The 15,558-nt window shown below is 71.8% G+C and carries 16 protein-coding genes; 8 read left to right on the top strand and 8 right to left on the bottom strand.

Going from position 1 to position 15,558, the window contains the following annotated elements; all coding sequences use genetic code 11:
* Positions 1 to 56: 56 nt before the first annotated feature.
* Positions 57 to 2,570, bottom strand: coding sequence for a DEAD/DEAH box helicase (locus AB0C03_RS21745; protein WP_357638576.1), 2,514 nt, complete (start codon positions 2,568 to 2,570; stop codon positions 57 to 59).
* 101 nt (positions 2,571 to 2,671) lie between these two features.
* Positions 2,672 to 3,379: a tRNA (guanosine(46)-N7)-methyltransferase TrmB gene (gene trmB / locus AB0C03_RS21740; RefSeq protein ID WP_030335080.1), complete on the bottom strand. Its 708-nt coding sequence runs from the start codon at positions 3,377 to 3,379 to the stop codon at positions 2,672 to 2,674.
* A gap of 130 nt (positions 3,380 to 3,509) precedes the next feature.
* On the opposite strand from trmB, the gene AB0C03_RS21735 reads away from it, so the two are divergent.
* Together AB0C03_RS21735 and AB0C03_RS21730 are read left to right on the top strand one after the other, a co-directional pair.
* On the top strand, positions 3,510 to 4,238 hold the full coding sequence (locus tag AB0C03_RS21735; protein ID WP_435823378.1) for a hypothetical protein: 729 nt from the start codon (positions 3,510 to 3,512) through the stop codon (positions 4,236 to 4,238).
* A gap of 307 nt (positions 4,239 to 4,545) precedes the next feature.
* On the top strand, positions 4,546 to 5,211 hold the full coding sequence (locus AB0C03_RS21730; protein WP_307857808.1) for a class F sortase: 666 nt from the start codon (positions 4,546 to 4,548) through the stop codon (positions 5,209 to 5,211).
* Between the two features lie 154 nt (positions 5,212 to 5,365).
* Here the strand turns inward: AB0C03_RS21730 and AB0C03_RS21725 are convergent, their stop codons facing one another.
* Positions 5,366 to 6,241: an alpha/beta fold hydrolase gene (locus AB0C03_RS21725; RefSeq protein ID WP_357638571.1), complete on the bottom strand. Its 876-nt coding sequence runs from the start codon at positions 6,239 to 6,241 to the stop codon at positions 5,366 to 5,368.
* A gap of 315 nt (positions 6,242 to 6,556) precedes the next feature.
* Between AB0C03_RS21725 and AB0C03_RS21720 the strand changes: the two genes are divergently transcribed.
* Positions 6,557 to 7,525 (top strand): zinc-binding dehydrogenase, encoded by a 969-nt coding sequence (locus AB0C03_RS21720; RefSeq protein WP_210865526.1) that lies wholly within the window; start codon positions 6,557 to 6,559, stop codon positions 7,523 to 7,525.
* Between the two features lie 191 nt (positions 7,526 to 7,716).
* Here the strand turns inward: AB0C03_RS21720 and AB0C03_RS21715 are convergent, their stop codons facing one another.
* The 3 genes from AB0C03_RS21715 to AB0C03_RS21705 are packed head-to-tail and all read right to left on the bottom strand — an operon-like array spanning position 7,717 to position 9,807.
* The gene (locus tag AB0C03_RS21715) at positions 7,717 to 8,034 is read right to left on the bottom strand and encodes an antibiotic biosynthesis monooxygenase family protein (RefSeq protein WP_030335071.1); all 318 of its coding nucleotides are present in this window, start codon (positions 8,032 to 8,034) and stop codon (positions 7,717 to 7,719) included.
* A 17-nt stretch (positions 8,035 to 8,051) separates the two neighbouring features.
* Positions 8,052 to 8,849 carry an exodeoxyribonuclease III gene (locus AB0C03_RS21710; protein WP_030335068.1) on the bottom strand — a complete coding sequence of 266 codons (798 nt, stop codon included), beginning with the start codon at positions 8,847 to 8,849 and terminating at the stop codon, positions 8,052 to 8,054.
* A 37-nt stretch (positions 8,850 to 8,886) separates the two neighbouring features.
* A complete protein-coding gene (locus AB0C03_RS21705) occupies positions 8,887 to 9,807 on the bottom strand; it encodes a proteasome assembly chaperone family protein (RefSeq protein ID WP_030335067.1) in 921 nt (306 codons plus the stop codon).
* Positions 9,808 to 10,226: 419 nt separating this feature from the next.
* Here AB0C03_RS21705 and AB0C03_RS21700 point away from each other — a divergent pair, with 419 nt between their 5' ends.
* From AB0C03_RS21700 to AB0C03_RS21690, 3 genes are all read left to right on the top strand, one after another.
* A complete protein-coding gene (locus tag AB0C03_RS21700; RefSeq protein WP_210865527.1) occupies positions 10,227 to 11,081 on the top strand; it encodes a peptidase M23 in 855 nt (284 codons plus the stop codon).
* A gap of 108 nt (positions 11,082 to 11,189) precedes the next feature.
* Entirely contained in the window at positions 11,190 to 11,336 is a 147-nt protein-coding gene (locus AB0C03_RS21695) for a hypothetical protein (protein WP_167457721.1), read from the top strand.
* Between the two features lie 49 nt (positions 11,337 to 11,385).
* A complete protein-coding gene (locus AB0C03_RS21690; protein WP_357638568.1) occupies positions 11,386 to 12,141 on the top strand; it encodes an EcsC family protein in 756 nt (251 codons plus the stop codon).
* Positions 12,142 to 12,156: 15 nt separating this feature from the next.
* Here the strand turns inward: AB0C03_RS21690 and AB0C03_RS21685 are convergent, their stop codons facing one another.
* A complete protein-coding gene (locus AB0C03_RS21685) occupies positions 12,157 to 13,011 on the bottom strand; it encodes a GDSL-type esterase/lipase family protein (RefSeq protein ID WP_030335062.1) in 855 nt (284 codons plus the stop codon).
* Positions 13,012 to 13,130: 119 nt separating this feature from the next.
* Positions 13,131 to 13,724, bottom strand: coding sequence for an antibiotic biosynthesis monooxygenase (locus AB0C03_RS21680; protein ID WP_030335059.1), 594 nt, complete (start codon positions 13,722 to 13,724; stop codon positions 13,131 to 13,133).
* Positions 13,725 to 13,846: 122 nt separating this feature from the next.
* Here AB0C03_RS21680 and AB0C03_RS21675 point away from each other — a divergent pair, with 122 nt between their 5' ends.
* Together AB0C03_RS21675 and AB0C03_RS21670 are read left to right on the top strand one after the other, a co-directional pair.
* Positions 13,847 to 14,110, top strand: a complete 264-nt coding sequence (locus AB0C03_RS21675) for a DUF6343 family protein (RefSeq protein WP_030335057.1) — start codon at positions 13,847 to 13,849, stop codon at positions 14,108 to 14,110.
* 12 nt (positions 14,111 to 14,122) lie between these two features.
* On the top strand, positions 14,123 to 15,538 hold the full coding sequence (locus tag AB0C03_RS21670) for an NADP-dependent succinic semialdehyde dehydrogenase (protein ID WP_357638565.1): 1,416 nt from the start codon (positions 14,123 to 14,125) through the stop codon (positions 15,536 to 15,538).
* Positions 15,539 to 15,558 lie beyond the last annotated feature (20 nt).

Raw genomic sequence — 15,558 nt, 5'->3', positions numbered from 1 at the left:
AAAACGCGACAAAGGGGGCCGTCCGGCGTGCGGACGACCCCCTGCCGAGACGCCTGTTAGAGCTGGCCGACGTCGGTGATCCGGACGACCGCCGCACCGATCTCGTCCGAGGCGGCCAGGTCGACCTCGGCGCTGATGCCCCAGTCGTGGTCACCGTCCGGGTCGTCGAAGATCTGCCGTACGGTCCACCGCTCCCGGCCCTGCTCGATCATGAGCAGCGCCGGGCCGCGGGCGTCCGGCCCGACCCCGATCGAGTCGTACGCCTCGAAGTACGGCCCGAGAGCGTCGGCCCAGGCGTCGTAGTCCCAGCCGTCCTCGGCGTCCAACTCGGCGAGCAGGTCCCAGCGGCGCAGCGCGGCCAGCTCGACGCGGCGGAACAGCGCGTTGCGCACCAGCACCCGGAACGCCCGTGCGTTGCGGGTCACCGCCGGTGGCCGGTCGGCGAGGGCGGCGTGCGCCTGGGCCACCTCGGCCACGTCGGACGGGTTACGCAGCCGCTCCCACTCGTCGATCAGGCTGGAGTCGACCTGGCGGACCAACTCGCCCAACCACTCGATGAGGTCGATCAGCTCCTCGGTCTTGGCGTCCTCGGGCACTGTCTGCCGCAGCGTCTTGTACGCGTCGGCCAGGTAGCGCAGGACCAGGCCCTCCGAGCGGGTCAGCCCGTAGAACTGCACGTACTCGGTGAAGGTCATGGCCCGCTCGTACATGTCGCGGACCACGGCCTTGGGGGAGAGCTGGTGGTCGGCGACCCAGGGGTGCCCCTGCCGGTACATCTCGTACGCGGCCTCCAGCAGCTCGGCCAGAGGCTTCGGGTGGGTCACGTCCTCGAGCAGTTCGAGGCGCGCCTCGTACTCGATGCCCTCGGCCTTCATGGCGGCGACGGCCTCGCCGCGCGCCTTGAACTGCTGCGCGGAGAGGATCTGCCGGGGGTCGTCGAGGATCGACTCGATCACGCTGAGCACGTCGAGCGCGTACGACGGGGACTCGGCGTCGAGCAGTTCGATGGTGGCCAGGGCGAGGGGGGAGAGCGGCTGGTTGAGGGCGAAGTCGAGCTGGAGGTCGACGGTGAGCCGGATCCGGCGGCCGGTCTCGTCCGGTTCGGGCAGCTCCTCGACGACCCCACCGGCCCGCAGCGCCCGGTAGATGGCGATCGCCCGGCGGATGTGCCGGCGCTGTGCGGCCGGCTCCTCGTGGTTGTCGGTGAGCAGGTGCCGCATCGCGGCGAACGCGTCACCGGGCCGGCCGATGACGTTGAGCAGCATCGAGTGGCTGACCTGGAAGCTGGAGGTCAGCGGCTCCGGCTCGGCGTCGACAAGTCGGTCGAAGGTGGGCTGACCCCAGCCGATCGAACCCTCCGGCGGCTTCTTGCGCACCACCTTGCGGCGCTTCTTCGGGTCGTCGCCGGCTTTGGCGAGGGCCTTCTCGTTGTCGATGACGTGCTCGGGGGCCTGCACCACGACCCGGCCGATGGTGTCGTAACCGGCCCGACCGGCCCGCCCGGCGATCTGGTGGAACTCCCGGTTCTTGAGCAGTCGGGTGCGTACCCCGTCGTACTTGGACAGGCCGGTGAACAGCACGGTGCGGATCGGCACGTTGATGCCGACGCCGAGGGTGTCGGTCCCGCAGATGACCTTGAGTAGACCGGCCTGGGCGAGGGTCTCCACCAGGCGGCGGTACTTGGGCAGCATGCCGGCGTGGTGCACGCCGATGCCGTGCCGGACCAGCCGGGAGAGCGTCTTGCCGAAGCCGGCGGTGAACCGGAAGTTGCCGATCGCCTGGGCGATCATGTCCTTCTCGGCGCGGGTCGCGACGTTGACGCTGGTCAGCGCCTGGGCACGTTCCAGCGCGGCGGCCTGGGTGAAGTGCACCACGTACACCGGGGCCTGCTTGGTCTCCAGCAGCTCCTCGAGCGTCTCGTGCAGCGGCGTCATCGCGTACGAGAAGATGAGCGGGACCGGCCGCTCGGCCGAGCGCACGACGGCGGTCGGCCGCCCGGTGCGCCGGGTCAGGTCGTCGACGAAGCGGGTGGTGTCCCCCAGGGTGGCGGACATCAGGATGAACTGGGCCTGCGGCAGCTCGATGATCGGCACCTGCCACGCCCAGCCCCGGTCGGGCTCGGCGTAGAAGTGGAACTCGTCCATGATCACCTGGCCGACGTCGGCCCGGTCGCCCTCGCGCAGCGCCAGGTTGGCCAGGATCTCCGCGGTGCAGCAGATGATCGGGGCTTCGGCGTTGACGCTGGCGTCGCCGGTGAGCATCCCGACGTTCTCGGCGCCGAAGACCTCGCAGAGCGCGAAGAACTTTTCCGACACCAACGCTTTGATCGGCGCGGTGTAGAAGGTCGTGCGGCTGTCGGCGAGGGCCGCGAAGTGGGCCGCGATCGCCACCAGGCTCTTGCCCGAGCCGGTGGGCGTGTTCATGATCAGGTTGGCGCCGGAGACGATCTCGATGACCGCCTCTTCCTGATGCGGGTAGAGGTCGAGGCCGCGCTCCTTCGCCCAGCCGGCGAACGCGTCGAAGAGGGTGTCGGGGTCGGCGCTTGTCGGCAGCGCGGCGGTGAGCGTCATAGCCTGTCCATGGTGCCTGGATCATGCCCCGCTACGCCAACCGGGCCCGCACCGGACCCCGCCCAGACGCCCCGCCGCATGCGGTTAGGGCGTTTCGTCGGTCACCGCCGGCGGTACAGCAGGTCGGCGACCGGCCGACCGGCGGTGATCGCCCGCCGCTCGAACTTCGTCACCGGGCGGTGCGCCGGACGCGGCGCGAAGCCGCCGTACGCGTCCACCAGCTCCGGATCGGCGTCCAGCGTTGCCTTCATCGCCTCGGCGTACTCGGCCCAGTCGGTCGCGCAGTGCAACACGCCGCCCGGGCGCAATCGTGACCGCAGCAACGCCACGTGCGTCGGCTGGATGATCCGCCGCTTGTGGTGGCGGGACTTCGGCCACGGGTCCGGGAAGAAAACGTGCACGGCGTCCAACACATCCTCGGGCAAGCCGCTGACCAGGGACAACGCGTCGCCCTGTGCCACCCGTACGTTGCGCAGGCCAGCGCGTTCCACCAGGTCGAGGAGGTTGGCGATTCCCGGCGTGTGCACCTCGACCGCCAGATAATCTCGATCCGGGTCGGCGGCGGCCATCGCGGCGGTGCTGTCGCCCATGCCCGAACCGATCTCCAGCACCACGGGCGCCCGGCGACCGAACAGGTCGGCCAGGTCGACGGGCACCACAGGTCCGTCCGGCACATCCAGGCCGTACGCGGGCCAGAGCCGGCTCAGCGCGTCGGTCTGCCGGTCGCTCATCCGACCCCGTCGGGGGTGGAACGTGCGGATCGTCCGGCTCGGGGGCGGGACGGCGGGAGAATGGTCGGTGGCGGTCACAGCGTCCCGAGCCTACGCGACGCCGCCAGCGGATCGGATGTGATGTGCGACCGGAAATGAGAGGATCCAACTGGTACGGCAGGTCGGGTGCGCCACTGCCCGACCCGGCCGCACGGCGTCGAGAGGGGGCATCGTGAGACTGACCCGCGGCGTCGTGACCCTGTCGCTGGTGACCGTGTTCGCCAGCCCTCTGCTGGCCGCCGCGCCCGCGCTCGCGGCGTCCGCGCCCGCGCTCGCGGCGTCCGTGCCGGCGCTCGCGGCGTCCGTGCCCGCCCTGGCGGCACCTGCGCCCGTCCTCGCGGCATTCGCGCCGGAACGCGGCCTCGCCGCTCCTGCCGTGTTCCAGCTCGCCGCCGGCGCTGCGCCGGCCCGGCAGCCGGAAGGGCCGCCCGGTGGCCCGCCCGGTGGGGCGCCTCAACCGCCGTCGCCGGTGGACATCTTCGTCGAGGTCAGTCCCAGCACGGTGCAGCCCGGCTATCTGGTCGGCATCCGGGCCAGTTGTCGGGACAACTCGGTGGGCGCCACCGTGGTCTCCGACGCCTTCGGCGCGGTCGGCGTGCAGCCGCAGCGCGGGGTGCTCACCGCCGCGCCGATGGTGCGCGAGCGCACCCGCCCCGGCAACTACCGGGTCAAGCTGGAGTGCCGCGACGGCGAGACCGCCTCGACCATGCTCCAGGTGGTCAAGAAGACGCCGTCCCCCCAGCCCAGTCGCGGTCCCGCCACCGGCTTCGGTGGCGGTGCGGGCGGCATGACCGGCGAGCTGCTGTTGCCCGCCGGTGCGGCGCTGACCATCACCGGGCTGATCCTCGCCGTGGTGGCGCTGCGTCGCCCACGTCTGGTCCGTGGCGCTGGGCGCTGAGCCGGCCATGGAGATCTTCCGACCCGCTTCGCCGCCGCCAGGCCCCCGACCGTCTCCCGGCCCCCGCCCGTCGTCGAGCCCTCGCCCCTCTTCCGGGCCCCGCCCGGCGCGTGACGACCGCTCGCCTGCCAAGGACCGCCGCGCCCGAGACGACCGGTGGCCGACGGACGACCGGCTCCCGCGTGACGACCGCTCGCCTGTCAACGACCGCCGCGCCCGGGACGACCGGTGGCCGACGGACGACCGCTTCGACGACGATCGCCGCCTGCCGCTGGACGACAGTCCGCTGAGCCCCGAACGCCCGACTGTGGCAGCCCGTCCGCCGACCGCCGTCGCCCCTCGGCGTAGTCGCCCCTCCGGCCGTAGCCCGTGGTCGATACCGCTGGCAGTGGTGCTGGTGTTGGCCGGGGTCTTCGCCACCGGGGCGGGGCTGGGCCGCTCGGTCGGCCCGCTCGACTTCGCCCCCGCCGGCGGTGACCGGCCGGCCCGCAGCGAGTCGGTCGGGTTGTCGGCCAGCCGCCCGGTGCGCCTCTCGGTGCCGGCGATCAAGGTGGCCGCGCCGGTGGCACCGGTCGGGCAGGCGCGCGACGGCTCGATCGCCGTACCACCGTTGGAACGGCACAACGAGACCGGTTGGTACGACCGCGGGCCCACCCCCGGTGAGCCGGGCCCCGCGGTGATCGTCGGGCACGTGGACACGAAGACCGGCCCGTCGGTCTTCTACGACCTGGGCAAGCTCAAGCCCGGCGACCTGATCGAGGTGGCCCGGGCGGACGAGTCGGTGGTGGTGTTCCGGGTCGACACCGTCGAGCACTTCCCCAAGGACCAGCTGCCCGCCGAGCGGATCTACGGCCACGACGGGCCACCCGGGCTGCGGTTGATCACCTGCGGCGGCCAGTTCATCGGCGGGCGCACCGGCTACGCCGACAACGTCATCGCCTTCGCCACCTTCCAGTCCACCCGCAAGCAGTGACCGGCGGTCGGGGCGCTTGATCCACTCGCCTTCACGGAAACCGGGGTAACCACGTCGCCCGGACACCCCGACATCAATGAACCCGAGTGGATCAAGCGCCGGTGGGATCGCACCGGCGGCCCTTCAGTTGCGGCGTCCGCAGGGCGCGCAGCCGTCAGCCCAGGAAGTCGAGGAGTTGACGGCTGGTCTCGTCGGGGGCCTCTTCGGGGATGAAATGCCCGACCGGCACCGGCTCGCCGCGCACGTCGTCGGCCCACTCCCGCCAGATCGCCATCGGGTCGTCGTAGAGCTTCGCGACCTGGCCGCGCTGGCTCCAGAGGAACAACACCGGGCAGGCGATCTTCCGGTTGCCCCGGTCCGCCTCGTCCTGCTGGTAGTCCACCGTCGCGGCGGCGCGGAACTCCTCACAGATCGCGTGCGCCTTGGCGGGGTCGCTGAACTGCTTGACGTACGCCGCCCGTACCTCGGGCGGGAAGGCATCTTTGACCTCGGGCCAGGTGTCGAGCATGAAGTCGACGAGCACTGAGGGCGCTGCCTTGATGAACTGCTCAGGCACCGGCGCCGGTGCCGCCAGGAAGGACCAGACCCAGTAGGAGAGGCTGAACGCCCTGTCCGCGCGGTTGTAGACGTCGCCGATGGGTACCACGTCCATGACGGCCAGTCGGGTGACGGCGTCCGGTTCGTCCAGGGCGAGACGGTACGCGCAGCGGGCCCCACGATCATGGCCGACGAGCCGGAACTGCTGGTAACCCAGAATCCGCATCATCTCGATCTGGTCGCGGGCGATGGCGCGCATGCTGTACGGCTCGTGATCCGACGTGCTGGGCGGTGTGCCGCTGTCGCCCCAGCCCCGCAGGTCGGTGGCGACGACTGTGTACTTCTCGGCGAGCCGTGGCGCGACCTTGTGCCACATGAGGTGCGTCTCGGGGATGCCGTGCAGCAGCAGAACGGGCGGCCCGCTTCCACCTCGGCGGCCGTGGATCGTCGCGCCCGGCGTCTCGATGTCGAACACGTCGAAGCCATCGAACATGGCCAGAATCCCCCGAACCTTGGCAGGCGCCCCGGGCGAACGGCGTGGCGCGGCTGGCGGGGCGACTGGTGGCCGACTACCGCGCGGGCCGCCTCGACGCTATCAGCGGAGACAGCCGGTCCGGCGCGATTCGACTGTGGTGCCGGCCTGAGCACCTCCGCGGGTGTGGCGGCGCGGTTCCGACATCCCGGTCAACTCCGCCATCGATCTCCGAACCTCTGGCTTGACCTCAACCAATGTTCAAGTCCTAGCGTCGCTGAGACGACGTGTCGAGGCGGCTCCTAGCCGTCGGACCGCGGCTGATTGGAGACATACGTGCGTGCGATCCAGGTCTCTGCGTACGGGGGTCCGGAGGTTCTGATCCTGGTGGACCTGCCCGATCCGCAGGCCGGGGAGGGGGAGGTCATTGTTCGGGCCGAAGCCGTGGACACGATCTACGTGGAGACTCAGATCCGCAGTGGCTGGGGGGAGAGGTTCGGCGTCACCCCGCCGTACGTGCCGGGCGGCGCAGCGGCCGGAACGGTCGTCTCCACCGGACCGGGCGTCTCCGCGTCCTGGCTCGGCCGCCAGGTCGTCGCGGGTGCCGGGACGCGGGGTTCGTACGCTGAACTGGTTCGGACCAGCGTCGACCGGCTGGTGCCGGTCCCCGACGGTCTGGGCCTGCGGGAAGCGGCTGGTCTCGCACACGACGGTGTGACCGCCATGGGCATCATCGACAGCCTCGGCGTCAAGCCTGGCGACCGGGTGCTGATCCTGGGGGCCGCGGGCGGCATGGGAACGCTGCTCGTTCAGCTCGCCCACGGTCTCGGTGCGCAGGTCGTGGGAGCGGCCCGTGGCGCGGACAAGCTCACACTTGTACGACGGCTCGGCGCCGACGCTGTCGTCGACTACGCCACGGAGGGGTGGGCCGACGCGGTACGCGAAGCCCTTGGTGGTCTGTCCGTCGACGTGCTGCTGGACGGTGTCGGGGGAGATCTGGGCAGCGACGCCTTTCATCTGGTGGCCGACGGCGGGCGGGTCTCGGCCCATGGGGCGGCGAGTGGCACCTTCGCCACGGTGGACCCGCAGAGTGCTCAGGCGCGCGGCGTCGACGTACACGGCATCGCGGACGTCCAGTTCAAGGCGCCGAAGATGGTGCAGCTCGCGAGCAGGGCTCTGACCGAGGCGGTGCAAGGGCGGATACGCCCGGTCATCGCACGCGAGTACCCGCTGTCCTCCGCGGCCGACGCTCACCGCGCGATGGAGGCGCGCTCGATCCCAGGCAAGGCCCTGCTCATTCCCTGAGGCGGGTTGGTCGGAAGCGGTGGCCCGCGACCCGGACCGTTGCCAAGGTCGCAACAACTGTCCGCAGCTTGACTGGGCGATCGAGCTGACTGCCGAGGTGGCTTCGGTCAATCCTTGAAATCGGAGTGTCCCACTGATTCGGTCACCCCGATTTCCCTGAAACCGAGTCGATCAAGCGCCGCGAGGGTCAACTAGGGCTGGGGGACGTGCAGGGCCACCTCGAACTCCAGGAGGCTGGCGCCGGTGGCGACCGGGGGGCGGGGCTTGTCGCCGGGCGCGCTCGCGTGCGCGGCGCGGGACGGACCGGCGGCCCAGGCCTGGTACGCCTCTTCGCTCTCCCACTTCGTGTAGACGAAATAGCGGGTCTCGCCGGCCACCGGGCGGAGCAGTTCGAAGCCGAGGAAGCCGGGGGAGCTCTCCACCGTGCCGGCTCGGGCGGCGAACCGCTTCTCCAACTCCGCGCCGCCGCCGGCCGGGACGTCGATTGCGTTGATCTTCACGACTGCCATCTGCCCACCCTAGCCAGTCAGAACGCCTCGACCGCGGGCACCAGGTCCGCGTCGACAACGATCGGCGCGTGGTCGGAGGGGCCCTTGCCCTTGCGGGCCTCGCGGTCCACGTACGCGGAGCGGACCGCTCGGGCGAACGGCGCGGACGCGTACACCAGGTCGATTCTCATGCCCTTGTTCTGGTGGAACATGCCGGCGCGGTAGTCCCAGTAGGTGAAGGGGTGCGGGCCCTTCATCGGGGTCGGCACCACGTCGGTGAGGCCGAGGTCGCGCAACGCCGCGAGGGCCGCCCGTTCGGCCGGGGTGACGTGCGTCGAGTGGGTGAAGACCGCCGGGTCCCAGACGTCGGCGTCGGTCGGGGCGACGTTGAAGTCGCCGCAGACCGCCAGCGGCAACCCGGCGGCCAGCTCGGCGTCCAGCGCGTCACGCAGTGCCGCGAACCAGGCCAACTTGTACGCGTAGTGCGGGTCGTCCGGCGTCCGGCCGTTGGGCACGTACACCGACCAGACCCGCACCCCGTCGCAGGTGGCGGAGATGGCTCGGGCCTCGGGCTCGGGGAAGCCGGGCTCGTCGGCGAACCCGACCCGGACGTCACTCAGCCCGGCCCGGGACAGGATGGCGACCCCGTTCCACCGGCCGTCGCTGTGGCTCGCCACGGTGTAGCCCAGCTCGCCCACCTCGGTCACCGGGAAGGCGCCGTCCGGGCACTTGGTCTCCTGCAGGCAGACGACGTCCGGCCCGGTGTCGGCCAGCCACTGCAGCAGCCGGGGTAGGCGGGCCTTCACCGAGTTGACGTTCCAGGTCGCCAGGCGCATGCCCCCAGCCTGCCGCATCCGCCGCCGCGACGCCCGGTCAGCTGCCCGGGGTGTCGCCGGGACGGGTCTGTTCGGCCAGGAACCGTTCCAGTTCCGCGCCGAGTTCGTCGGCGGTGGGCAGGGGACCGGCGTCCGGGGCGAGCAGGCTCTTCTCGCCCCGACCCCGGGCGAACGCGTCGTACTGCTCCTCCAGGGCCTGGACCAGGGCCGCGGCGTCCTCGGTCTGCGCCACCTGGCGGTCGATCTCGACCCGGACGACCTCGGCGGCCGAGCGCAGCCCGTCGCCGGGCAGCAGCAGCCCAGTGCTGCGGGACACCGAGGTGAGCAGCACCTCGGCGGCGGCCGGGTACTCGGTCTGCGCCACGTAGTGCGGCACGTGCGCGGCGAAACCGAGCGCGTCGCGGCCCTGCTCGCCGAGGCGGAACTCCAGCAGGTGACCGACGCTGCCGGGCACCTGGACCCGTTGCAGCCAGGGCTCGTAACCGCTGATCAGCTCCGGGCGGGTGGCGTGTGCGGTCACCCCGGTCGGGCGGGTGTGCGGGACCGCCATCGGGATCGAGTTGAGTCCCACGGTGAGCCGGACGTCCAGCCGGGCGGCCAGCCCGGCGACGGCGGCCACGAAACGCTCCCACTGCAGGTCCGGCTCGGGGCCGGTGAGCAGCAGGAACGGGGTCTCGTCGTCGTCGTGCAGCAGGTGCAGCTCCAGCTTGGGCGCGTCGACGCTCTCCCAGTGGTCCTCGACGAAGGTCATCACCGGTCGCCGCGACCGGTAGTCGAAGAGTTGGTCGACGTCGAAGGTGGCGATCGGCCGACCCTCCAGCGAGGTGAGCAGCTGCTCACGCGCCAGTCGGCTGGCGTTTCCGGCGTCCACGAACCCGGTGAGGGCCTGGATCAGGACCGGCTGCCCGAGGTCGGGCAGATCGTCGGTGAGCTGGTAGAGCTCGTGTGGGTCGAGCACCGGTGCGGACCTCCCTGAAATGTGCCTGCGGGGCGCGCTCGCGACGGAGGGCACCCGTTCGGGCAACGTACCCGCCATCCTGGTGCATTCCTGCGCCGGGCGATCCGTTGGCCGGGTGGTGGGCATGACCGGACCAATCGGTTGTTTGTGCCAGCCGGCTGAGCCGCTTGGCCGATCGGTTGAGGGGCGGTTCGGCCCAAAGGCCGAGTTTGTCGATCATGTCAGGCTGGGTGGTGGGATGTCCGGCTCTGCGACTTCTGTGGCGGTCCGCGCGGGGCACCCGCTTCATCCGGTACGCGAGGTCCGTTCCCCGGGCGGTTCGACCCGCCCGGGGCGTCCACCGGTACCCGTCGAATCTGTGTCGAGGGCCACGTGATCACCGTGCGTGATCGGGCTCTCGGCCTGCCTAGCCTCGGCTGATGCGTGACGACGACACCCTCGACGAGACGTACGCCCCGAGCACCCCCACTGCCGATACGGAGGATGGCACCTCAACCGAACGGACAACCGCCGCGAGCCGGCTCCGGGCGTACGCCCGGGACCTGACCGGTCGACGCCGGGCACAGCTGGCGCTGGCGACGGGCGTGGTGTGCTGCCTCGGTCTGACCGCCGTCGTCCAGGTCCGCGACGAGGACGCCGGAGCGGCGACCCGGGGCGGATCGCCCTCCAGCGCCGAGCTGGCGCAGCGCGCCGAGCAGCAGGGCGCCTCCCGCTCCCTGGACCGCACGGCCGCCCCGAGCGCGTCCGCTGCCGCCCCCACGGCGAGCCCTGCCGACCCGGACACCACCGCGTCGGCCCGCAAGGTCGCCCCGGCCCGCCCGACCGACCCGGCGCCCGTCGCCGGGCTGGACGAGGACCAGATGGAGAACGCCGAGGCGATCGTCCGCACCGGCCGCAAGATGGGGGTGCCGCGCCGGGGTCTGGTGATCGCGGTGGCCACCGCCATGCAGGAGAGCAACCTCTACAACGTGGCCAGCGGCGTGCTGCCCGAGTCGCAGGACTATCCGCACCAGGGCATCGGCTGGGACCACGACTCGGTCGGGTTGTTCCAGCAGCGCTCCAGTAGCGGCTGGGGCCCGGTCGGGCGGTTGATGGACCCCGAGTTCGCGACCCGGCAGTTCCTCGCCGCGCTGCAGCAGGTGCCCGGCTGGCAGGGGATGCGGCTCACCGACGCCGCCCAGGCGGTGCAGGTCTCCGCGTACCCCGAGCACTACCAGCAGCACGAGTGGCGGGCGACCCGGGTCGTTGACGCCATCGTGCCGGCGGGGCGGTAACCTACCGCCCACTATGGACGGTCAGGGTTGAGGCTGTCGCATCCCGGGTACATGTCTTGCGGGTACGGGGTACAAACATGACTACGGGATCGTCGACAGGAGGACGACATGTCACTGATGCAGCGGATCACCACGTTCCTGCGATCACCGAAGGGGCAGCAGTTGGTCGAGCGAGGTCGTCGGGAGATGGCCAAGCCGGGCAACCAGCAGAAGCTGAAGGGGTTGGCGGCCAGGCTGTCCAACCGCCGCCGCTGACCGCTCCATCGGCCGCCCTGTCCACCGATCCCACCCCTGGGGAGACCTGGTGACCGACACCCCGCCCGTCGGCGGTCAGCCCGCCGCTCCGACTCCGCAACCGTCCGTCGACCTGCCGGCCGGGCCGGTGGACGCCCCCGAGGGTCCGCCGGCCCGCCTCTGGGACCGGATGCGTGACGACCCGCAGTACGCGCCGGAGCACCTCGCCCTGGAGGCGGTGCGCCGCCTCGGGCCGGAGGCCGTGCAGTGGGCCGCCCGGGCCCGGGCCGAGCAGCCCGGGGTCTCCGCCGATGTGCTCGCCGACCAGGCGGCCCGCAAGTTCGTCAACCTGGCCCGGCTCTCCGGCGCGGTTTCCGGCGCGGCCGGGCTGCCCGGCGCCGTGATCGACGTGGGCGTGCTGGCCTGGACCCAGGCGCGGATGGTGCTGCACATCGCCGCCGCGTACGACGTCGACCCGCTGCACAGCGATCGGGCCACCGACCTGCTGGTGCTTCAGCGGGTGCACAAGGTCGCCGAGAGCGCCCGGCTGGCGCTCGGCGTGGCCGCCGGCCGGGAACGCGCCGACGCGCTCTTCGGCCTGGGCGGCCAGCGTCCGCTCGGTCGGGTCATGCTGCAACTCGGCGTCCGGCTGGCCCAGATGGCCGGCGTCCGGGCCGCCAAGCGGATGGTTGCCAAGATCGTCCCCGGCGCGGCCATCGTGCTCGGCACCTGGGCCAACTCGTCGGCGACAAAGGATCTCGCCCAGCGGTCCCGGGCCCTCTACCGCTCCCGTGGCAGCGCCGTCCCGGAGCCGCGCCAGCCCTGACGTGCGTCCCGGTCCTCAGCTGGCCAGGCCGGAGGAGCGCCAGGTGACCTCGGCGATGCGGCCCTGGCCGGTGGCGTTGGGGTGGAACCAGTCCAGCGGGTTGAGCAGATCCAGCGTGAACCGGACCTTGTGCAACGCGCCGCCGTCGTGCCGGCACCGGGACCCGTACGCCCGGCAGGCCGCCGTCAACTCGGCGTTGTAGGCGGCGATCCGATCCCGGACGGCGGCCCGGCGCGCCCGGTCGGCGGGGGCGGTCGAGGTCGCCTCGGCCAGCAGGGCCGGGCAGATGCCGCCCCGCCGCCACGCGCGGGTCGCCCGGGCGTCGTCGTGCCCGACCTCCCAGAGCCGGTACAGGTCGGGGATGCTCACCACCAGCACCCGGGCCTTCGGCCGGCCGGTCCGCAGAACCCGCAGCCCCTGGTCGACGTCGGCCCGGAACTGCTTCACCGGCGTCATCGCGTCCACTCCGCCCCGGCAGACGTCGTTGGCGCCGATCAGCACCGTGACGTAGTCGGCGCGGTCGCGTACCGCCGCCTGGGCCTGACCGGCGAGAGCGTCCGCGCGGGCGCCGGGACGGGCGTGGTTGTACCTCCGGTCGCGGATCGCCGAGTTCTGGTCCAGCAGCCGTCGGTAGTGGCTCTGCACCCGCAGCCCGTCCCCGGTCGACCAGGAGTTGCGCTCGCAGGAGGTGAGCACCAGGCAGGAGGCGAAACCGGTGCTGATCGAGTCGCCGAGGGCGGCGATGCCGCCGGGCCCACCCGACGGCGGGGCGCTCGTGGTGGGGCGGGGTGTCGCCGAGGTGCCACCCTCGCAGGCCAGCGCGACCAGCGCCGCGAGACAGGCCAGGGCGGCAACCCAGCGTCGAGGCATGACGTCTCCCGTTCCGCAGCACAGAGCGACAGCGCGGTAACTCTATGCGCAGGACGCGGTGTGCCGGGAAGTTGCTGTCGGGTATGCGGCAGAGCGCCGACACGGAAGCCGTCGAGGTGCTATGCGTCCCGCCAGGGTGCCGGCTGTCCGTGCAGCCACCAGTGCAACGCCCGGGTGATCCGGGGCAGCACCAGATAGGTCATCAGCGGGGTCAGGCAGAGCGTCATCAGGAGCACTCGGGCCGCCAGCGGCACCGCGTCGAGGAAGCGGCTCGTCAGCAGGGTGGCGGTCAGGCTCAGCGGGAAGAACGCCAACCAGATGGTCACCGCCTGCTTCCAGCGGGGCGGCGACGCGGGCGCGACCGGCTCCACCGGGTCCACCGAGTGCTCCAGCGGCCTGTCGAACCAGCCCTCGATCCCGGTACGCCGCTCCACCCGGGTGTGCTCGACGATGCCCTGCGCCGAGCTGAGCCACCAGTGCCGCTGCGGCGACTCCTCCCACCGGCGCAGCGTCTCGGCGTCGGCGAAGCGGTAGAGCATGTGCCACTCCGGCGAACCGGGGCCGCTCTGCACCCAGCCGGCGCCCAGGAACCCGGGGAACGCCTCGGCCAGCGCGGTGCCGGCCCGCATCCAGGCCACCATCTCGCTGGCCCGGTCGGGGTCGACGCGGCGGGCGATGGAGACGGTCACCGGCACGGTGAGGGTCATTGACATGCGCTCATCCTCCGGCCGGCGGGGCCGAGGCGCGAACGGATGTGCCGGAGCACACCGGCGCGGCCGGGTCCGCCCGCGCGCCGTACCGGTTAAGCCGGCCGATCGGGGGTAGATCGGTGGGTATGACGAGATCGCAGCCTCGGCGCGCCCGTGGCACGGTCGGCCACGCGAACAGCGCGCTGAACCTCCGGCTCACCCTCGCCAGCTTCGGTCTGGTGATCATGGTGGTCTTCGCGGTGCTGGCGTTCTGGGCCGGTATCGCCTGGCTCGGCGTACTCTGCGCGATCTTCGCCGTGGTCGCCGTGGTCGACCTGGTCGTGATCCAGCGCCGCCGCGCCGCCCGCCGCCGCGAGGAGCCGGGCGTACGACACTCGCTGTTCGAGTGACAGGAGGACGAGATGCCCCACATCGCCACCACCAACCCCGCCACCGGCCAGGTGCTCAAGACCTATGAGGCGATGTCCACCGAGCAGCTCGACGGTGCCATCGAGCGCACCGACCTCGCGTTCCAGCAGTTGCGGGAGACGACAGTCGACCAGCGCGCCCGGTGGATGAACGCCGCCGCCGACCTGCTCGACGCCGAGCGCGACGAGATCGCCCGGATCATGACCACCGAGATGGGCAAGACGTACGCCGCGGCGCAGGCCGAGGTGACGAAGTGCGCCACTGCCGCCCGCTTCTACGCCGACAAGGCCCCCGCGTTCCTCGCCGACGAGCCGGCCGACGCCGACGCGGTGAAGGCGACCCGGGCGTTCATCCGTTACCAGCCGATCGGCGTGGTGCTCGCTGTGATGCCGTGGAACTTCCCGCTCTGGCAGGTGATGCGCTTCGCCGCGCCAGCGCTGATGGCCGGCAACACCGGGCTGCTCAAGCACGCCTCGAACGTGCCGCAGACCGCGCTGCTGCTGGAGGACGTGTTCCGCCGCGCCGGCTTCCCCGAGGGGGCGTTCACCACAGTGCTGGTCGGCTCGGACGCCGTCGACCGCATCCTCAGCGACCCCCGGGTACGCGCCGCGACGCTCACCGGCAGCGAGCCCGCCGGCCGGTCCATCGCCCAGATCGCCGGACGGGAGCTGAAGAAGACGGTCCTCGAACTCGGCGGCAGCGACCCCTTCGTGGTGATGCCCTCGGCCGACGTGGACCGGGCCGCCGAGGTCGCCACCACCGCCCGCTGCCAGAACAACGGCCAGTCCTGCATCGCCGCGAAGCGGTTCATCGTGCACACCGACGTCTTCGACGCGTTCGCCGAGAAGTTCGCCGCGAACATGGCCGCACTCCGGGTCGGCGACCCGATGGACCCGGACACCGACGTCGGGCCGCTGGCCAGCGAGCGGGGCCGCGACGAGGTGCACGCCCAGGTCCGCGACGCGGTGGACAACGGCGCGACGGTGCTCTGCGGGGGCGAGCGGCCGACCGGTGACGGCTGGTTCTACCCGCCGACGGTGGTCACCGACCTCACCCCGCAGATGCGGATGTGGTCGGAGGAGGTCTTCGGCCCGGTCGCCGGCCTGTTCCGGGTGTCGTCGTACGAGGAGGCCATCGCTGTCGCCAACGGCACCAGCTTCGGGCTCGGCTCGAACGCCTGGACCCGCGACCCGGCCGAGCAGGAGCGCTTCGCCACCGACCTGGACGCCGGCAACGTCTTCATCAACGGGATGACCACCTCCTACCCCGAGTTGCCGTTCGGTGGCGTGAAGAACTCCGGGTACGGGCGGGAGTTGTCGGCGCTGGGCATGCGGGAGTTCTGCAACACCAAGACGGTCTGGGTGGGCGAGGGCGCCGCATCGGCCGGCGCCGGCGCGCACGCCGAATAGTTCGCGGTGCGGCACGCGTC

Source organism: Micromonospora parva (assembly GCF_040649675.1).
In the GTDB taxonomy this organism is placed as follows: Bacteria; Actinomycetota; Actinomycetes; order Mycobacteriales; family Micromonosporaceae; genus Micromonospora; species Micromonospora parva.
Note: the sequence above shows the minus strand (reverse complement) of the source record. Positions and strands in the feature narration are given on the sequence as shown.

What these genes read in the sequence shown, in the direction of transcription:
- AB0C03_RS21745 (WP_357638576.1), bottom strand. Translation starts at nt 2,570, where the DNA reads ATGACGCTCACCGCCGCGCTGCCGACAAGCGCCGACCCCGACACCCTC.
- AB0C03_RS21725 (WP_357638571.1), bottom strand. Translation starts at nt 6,241, where the DNA reads ATGTTCGATGGCTTCGACGTGTTCGACATCGAGACGCCGGGCGCGACG.
- AB0C03_RS21715 (WP_030335071.1), bottom strand. Translation starts at nt 8,034, where the DNA reads ATGGCAGTCGTGAAGATCAACGCAATCGACGTCCCGGCCGGCGGCGGC.
- AB0C03_RS21710 (WP_030335068.1), bottom strand. Translation starts at nt 8,849, where the DNA reads ATGCGCCTGGCGACCTGGAACGTCAACTCGGTGAAGGCCCGCCTACCC.
- AB0C03_RS21700 (WP_210865527.1), top strand. Translation starts at nt 10,227, where the DNA reads ATGCGTGACGACGACACCCTCGACGAGACGTACGCCCCGAGCACCCCC.
- AB0C03_RS21695 (WP_167457721.1), top strand. Translation starts at nt 11,190, where the DNA reads ATGTCACTGATGCAGCGGATCACCACGTTCCTGCGATCACCGAAGGGG.
- AB0C03_RS21685 (WP_030335062.1), bottom strand. Translation starts at nt 13,011, where the DNA reads ATGCCTCGACGCTGGGTTGCCGCCCTGGCCTGTCTCGCGGCGCTGGTC.
- AB0C03_RS21680 (WP_030335059.1), bottom strand. Translation starts at nt 13,724, where the DNA reads ATGTCAATGACCCTCACCGTGCCGGTGACCGTCTCCATCGCCCGCCGC.
- AB0C03_RS21675 (WP_030335057.1), top strand. Translation starts at nt 13,847, where the DNA reads ATGACGAGATCGCAGCCTCGGCGCGCCCGTGGCACGGTCGGCCACGCG.
- AB0C03_RS21670 (WP_357638565.1), top strand. Translation starts at nt 14,123, where the DNA reads ATGCCCCACATCGCCACCACCAACCCCGCCACCGGCCAGGTGCTCAAG.